The sequence below is a fragment of the Methylocucumis oryzae genome (assembly GCF_000963695.1).
Taxonomy (GTDB): domain Bacteria; phylum Pseudomonadota; class Gammaproteobacteria; order Methylococcales; family Methylomonadaceae; genus Methylovulum; species Methylovulum oryzae.
In genome coordinates, this window is sequence record NZ_LAJX01000206.1 from 1 (window position 1) to 4,773 (window position 4,773).

General features: G+C 46.0%; 6 protein-coding genes. 4 read left to right on the top strand and 2 right to left on the bottom strand.

Annotated features, from left to right (window positions below):
* Positions 1-244: 244 nt before the first annotated feature.
* Together VZ94_RS17270 and VZ94_RS17275 are read right to left on the bottom strand one after the other, a co-directional pair.
* Positions 245-673, bottom strand: a complete 429-nt coding sequence (locus VZ94_RS17270) for a molybdenum cofactor biosynthesis protein MoaE (RefSeq protein ID WP_338040487.1) — start codon at positions 671-673, stop codon at positions 245-247.
* Positions 673-906, bottom strand: coding sequence for a MoaD/ThiS family protein (locus tag VZ94_RS17275; RefSeq protein ID WP_045780172.1), 234 nt, complete (start codon positions 904-906; stop codon positions 673-675). Before VZ94_RS17275 ends, VZ94_RS17270 begins: the two co-directional genes overlap by 1 nt.
* Positions 907-1,128: 222 nt before the next feature.
* On the opposite strand from VZ94_RS17275, the gene moaC reads away from it, so the two are divergent.
* The 4 genes from moaC to VZ94_RS17295 all read left to right on the top strand — a co-directional run bounded on the left by moaC (position 1,129) and on the right by VZ94_RS17295 (position 4,716).
* On the top strand, positions 1,129-1,623 hold the full coding sequence (gene moaC, locus VZ94_RS17280; protein ID WP_045780173.1) for a cyclic pyranopterin monophosphate synthase MoaC: 495 nt from the start codon (positions 1,129-1,131) through the stop codon (positions 1,621-1,623).
* Between the two features lie 17 nt (positions 1,624-1,640).
* Positions 1,641-2,687 (top strand): UDP-3-O-(3-hydroxymyristoyl)glucosamine N-acyltransferase, encoded by a 1,047-nt coding sequence (gene lpxD / locus VZ94_RS17285; RefSeq protein WP_045780174.1) that lies wholly within the window; start codon positions 1,641-1,643, stop codon positions 2,685-2,687.
* A 182-nt stretch (positions 2,688-2,869) separates the two neighbouring features.
* Complete coding sequence (locus tag VZ94_RS17290) at positions 2,870-4,360, top strand: PP2C family protein-serine/threonine phosphatase (RefSeq protein WP_045780175.1); 1,491 nt, start codon at positions 2,870-2,872, stop codon at positions 4,358-4,360.
* Between the two features lie 2 nt (positions 4,361-4,362).
* On the top strand, positions 4,363-4,716 hold the full coding sequence (locus tag VZ94_RS17295) for a hypothetical protein (protein ID WP_045780176.1): 354 nt from the start codon (positions 4,363-4,365) through the stop codon (positions 4,714-4,716).
* Positions 4,717-4,773 lie beyond the last annotated feature (57 nt).

Below are 4,773 nucleotides of genomic sequence, written 5' to 3' on the forward strand. Positions count from 1 at the left end.
GGCGTTTAGAGCGACAGAAAACTGCTCCCGGCGTTTTCTGCATTCACCACATCCTTGTGGCTTCAGGTGTCGGCAGCAGGGATGCTGCCGCCAAGCCTACAGGGACGTATTTACGGCGTCCTCGGCACCTGCTCCTGCGTTGTCCTACTACACGCCATCCCTGGCGTTATGCGTTCTGAATGGCCTGTACAGTCTTAAGTCGGTAAACCCTATTTGCTGCTACGGCTTAGCATAACCTGTGGTATTAGTAGCAACCCACCGCTCCGTCCCGTCTATTAACAGCTCTTTTTTCCAAAACGGTGCCTGATGTTTTAAACGCTTCGATAGCAAAATGGACAGCATCAATAGCATCCCCCCTATGACTTGCCCAAGCCGCAACTAACACAAGCGTTTCATTCGGCGTCACGCGCCCTACTCTATGCATAATCAACATATCCAAAATCTGCCATTTCTGCTTAGCCTGTTCAATAATCTGGCTTATTTGCTTTTCAGTCATACCGGGATAATGCTCTAACCACATTGCTGTCACCGTGTCGCCTGCATTGAAATCGCGCATATTACCGACAAACACACTTGTTGCGCCGCACTGACCTGATGACAAAAATGATGCCTGATAATCTTGTATGGCTTGCCAAGGATTAAACACGTGGTCTACCACTAACACGGCCATCATTAACCTCCTGTGACCGGTGGAAAAAAAGCGACTTCATCACCATCATACACAAGCTGCTGCATAGGTGCGTACTCTTGATTCACCGCGCTTAACAAATTATCAGGTAATGGCAGTTCTGGATTTGCGTAACGCCAAACGTCTGCAATAGTAACAGACGCCAACCCGTCTAGTTGTTGTTCGGCACACCCCAATTGCTCTCTTAAACTGGCAAAATAACGTACTTTAATTGACATAAACCTAACCTTCGTTATGAAATAGGGCTACACACTTTAGTAGGGAACAGGGTATTTAGGGTGACAGAAAACTGCTCCTGCGTTTTCTGCATTCACCACATCCTTGTGGTTCCAGGTGTTGGCAGCAGAGATGCTGCCGACACCTGCTCTCTAAACGCCCTGTCCCATCTTAAGTGTGTAGCCTGAAATAGCTTAACTCTAATCATGACATTTTAACGACAAATGACAGCATTAACGCATTTTAATGATCAAGGCGAAGCCCACATGGTTGACGTCAGCAGCAAACCACAAAGCTTACGCACCGCCATCAGTGAAGGCTTTATCACCATGCAAGCCCACACCTTGTCGCTCATTGAAAATGGCGGACATAAAAAAGGCGATGTCTTAGGCATTGCGAGAATTGCCGGTATTATGGCCAGCAAAAAAACCTCTGAACTTATTCCATTATGCCACCCTATTCCTCTCACGCATGTTGAGATTAGCTTTTCCGCTGACTTTCATTTACACCGAATTCGCTGCATTACTACCGTTAAAACCACCGGACAAACCGGTGTCGAAATGGAAGCGTTAACAGCAACAACCGTCGCGCTATTAACTATTTACGATATGTGTAAAGCCGTTGATAAAGGTATGGTGATTCAAGCCGTTCAGCTACTAGAAAAACAAGGTGGTCAATCGGGGCATTGGCAACGCCACTCAACAGATAACTCGCAATAATCCTTAAAGCACAGCCTATGTCAATCACATTAGAATATTTAGCCAATCTTTGCGACGCCGAACTCGTCAGCGGCAATCCGAGTACCGAGATTTCGTCTGCCGCCGATATAAAAAGCGCTAAACCCGGACAGATTACCCAATTCACTAATGCCAAATACAGTCATTATCTAAAAGATTCATTAGCCAGTGCATGTTTTGTCGGAATGAGCTTTACGGTATCCGATGCACCCTCTGGCATGGCCTTATTACGCAGCCAAGACCCGGAGTTAAGTTTTATTAAAGCACTGCACTCTTTACACCCTGAACACAGCGTCGGCAACGGAGTGGCGGATACCGCTGTGGTTGCTGACAGTGCGCAATTAGCCGACTCAGTATTCGTAGGCGCGTATGCCATCATCGGTCAGAACACCCGCATCAACGAACACAGTGAAATCTTACCCGGTGCCTATATCGGTAATCATGTCACCATAGGCAAACATTGTCGAATTCATCCTTATGCCGTTATCTACGACCATACGGTCATCGGCGATTACGTGGTTATTCATGCCGGTGCCGTCATTGGCGCTGATGGTTTCGGCTATAAATTTCGCAATTATCAACACATAAAAGTGCCGCAAGTCGGTAATGTCGTACTTGGCGACCATGTTGAAGTTGGTGCTAATACCTGTATCGACCGTGGTGCATTAGGCAGCACAAGTATTGGTGAAGGCAGCAAAATTGACAACTTAGTGCAGATTGGTCACAACAATCAAATCGGCAAACATGTCATCATGTGCGGGCAAGTCGGTGTATCCGGTTCTTGCCACATAGACGACTATGCTACACTCGCAGGCAGTGTAGGCATTGCGGACCATGTTAAGATTGGACAAGCGGCTATTATCATGGCAAGGTCGGGGGTTGCTGGCGATGTTGCCGCCGGCGCGCACATGTTTGGTAGCCCAGCTAAAGATAAGCGCACTGCGTATAAAGAGCAAATCGCTCTGAGCAGACTGCCTGACATGGTTAAAACGCTTAAACAGTTAGAAGAAAAAATATCAGCCTTAGAAAACACGCTAAAAAAATAACTCAAATACCTGACGATTGTTACCCATAAAATAGCAAATTAGCGCACAAAAACAACGATTATTGCGTAATAAGCCCATCTTGTAATTAATCTGTCATGATTATCATTTAAATTCAGAGTTAACCCCGCTGGAATCCGGCGTTCTCTCTGTTTTTATACCTCCTAATGGTAATCAAAACTTAAATGCATACGATCACAGCTTCAGAGTTTCAGGTTCCGTGCATACGCGATTTAACCTACTCAGTCACGCCTATTACGCTACACGAACCCGTCCTCAACGTCCTTGAACGCTTTCAATCGCAAGCCGATTTAGTCGCGTTACCGGTTATGGATCACCAGGACAGCTATTTTGGCATTATCTCGCGACGGAATTACTTAAACTTAATGACACGGGCGTTTGCGCGCGAACTCTACTCGCGCAAAAAAATCGACGAATTATTAGCTGGTAACGCCGACATTTTTGCCAGTCCTATGATCGTCGATGCCAATGACCGCATTGATCAAGTCATTGTCGAATTTCTGCATCGCGACCCCAGCATCAAGCATGAGGCATTACCGGTATTAAGCGAGCGTAATGTCTTAGGTGTCGTCAAAATCGCCGACATGATGCAAAAGCTATCAGAGTCACAAGGCCAATTGATTCAAACCATGCAACGTTTAAGCGCGCGTTTAAATCAAGAAGTCGCTCATGCCGCAGCGTTGCAACGCAATTTACTACGCCCTGCTGAGATACAGCTTCCTGGGCTACATGGACTCGCCACGCTTATTACCTCTAGCGAAATCGGTGGTGATTTTTATGACTACTACCTAGTCGATAAGCGTTGGGCCGTCATACTGATTGGTGATGTCAGTGGACACGGCATCGCCGCTGGAACTATTGTTTATGCGGCCAAAGCCGGCGTAAATGTCTTAGAGCAAGAAAAGCAACGCGAGCCCAAAAAAATCCTATCAAGACTGAGCCATATTATTTACAACACAGCGCATCAAAATTTATTAATGACGATGTTCGCGCTGTGCATAGACACCCGTACAGGCGAGCTACGCTATGCCAATGCCGGACATCAGTTCGCCTATTTATACCGTGCAATGTTAGGCCAATTAGACTGCTTAGAAATCGGCGGCTTACCGTTAGGCAAAAGCCCTGACGCTGACTACGAGCAAGCGTTAACAGAAATCGATTTAGGCGATAAATTGTTTTTATATACTGACAGCATTGTCGAAGAAGAAAATGCCAACGGCGAATGCTTCGGCTACGATAGATTAGAAACATTTTTACTAGCCCATGGCGAAGCCGACGCAAATACGATAAATGCGAGCTTGCTACACACGTTAACGGCTTTTTTAGGCCGAAGCCAATTTGACGACGACATGACACTGTGCTGTTTAGAGCATTACGAGCGCACATTTGACCTAACACCGACCGATAATGCCACAGATGCGCACAACCCATTCTTAGAACACACGTATATCCAAGATTCAATTTATCGCGCAAACCCCATCAGCCTATCGCCGACGCTTAACCGGCAAGACCTTATCTTTCTCGCTGAGCAAAATTTTTCAGACTTAATTCCATCGTTAGCTCAACAAGGCATTCGCCGCGTGCTGCGCAGTCACACAAGCTTACACCAGCATTTCGGTTGGCAACATTTACTCGCGCAACATCAAAACGCCTAACGGTGAACGACTTAACACTGTTAATGCCTAACCCTGAGCAACATCGTGAATTTTATTTTAGCCATAGTGACGAAAAGACCTTCATCATCAACGAAATCGATGCTTGGTTACAAGAACTGGGTCGGCTTAGTTTAGATAGATTAGATGCCGCCATTTTCTTGTTAGATGAGTTAATCGAAAACGGATTATACGGTGCGCCTCGCGACGCTAAAAACAACCCGCTGTATAGTAAAGGCACGGCTCGTGAGCTAGGAAATGACGAAATGCTAAAGCTAACCGTTTCGTTACAAAACCATTTATTAGGAATTTCTCTTATAGATAGTTGGGGTACACTAACTCCGAAAAWTTTTTTTTAAACCGCTTAGTACGTCATACACAAGGTAGCGGATTAGACTCAGGTATTGGCGGAGGTG